1 protein-coding gene is annotated in these 562 nt (G+C 63.2%); it reads right to left on the bottom strand.

The genetic code is table 11. The annotated features are described in order from the left end of the window. Positions 1–562 (bottom strand): FAD-binding oxidoreductase (locus tag ACFW0H_RS30110; RefSeq protein ID WP_422917481.1); only part of this gene is annotated, 562 nt, incomplete at both ends.

Consider the following 562-nt stretch of genomic DNA (forward strand, 5'->3'; position numbering starts at 1 on the left):
CTTTGAAGTCGGGGATCTGCCGCTGCAATTCCTCGAGCGACAGACGTCCGACAGGCCCTGTCCAATTCGGCTCATCCCCCAGGCCCTCGCAGAAGAACAACGTGCGCAGGCGGGGCATGGAGCGCTCCAGGCGGGCCAACTCTTCGCGGAAGATGATGTCTTTCGGGGTGCGTGCACTGTGCACAAAGATGATGTCCAGATCGGCGTGCAGATCTGCAGCGGCGCGGGTCATAGCCATCAGCGGCGTAATCCCGGAGCCGGCTGACAGGTACAGCAGCTTGCGCGCAGGGCCGGCAACCGGCGTGAAAATGCCTGCCGGGCCGGATGCGACTAAGGCATGGCCAGCCTGCAGGTTGTCGTGGAGCCAGTTGGAGACAGCGCCGCCGGGTACCCGTTTGACGGTAATTGAGAACGTGAACGGACGGGTTGGCGTCGACGACAAGGTGTAGCAGCGCGACACCGTCTCCCCGTTGATCACTGGCGAGACGGTGAGGAACTGGCCCGGCTCGTAGGCCAGCGAAGGGTAGTCCGGGCAGTGGAAGGTAAACGTCTTCACGTCGTG

Source organism: Metapseudomonas cellulosilytica (assembly GCF_049334135.1).
Lineage (GTDB): Bacteria > Pseudomonadota > Gammaproteobacteria > Pseudomonadales > Pseudomonadaceae > Metapseudomonas.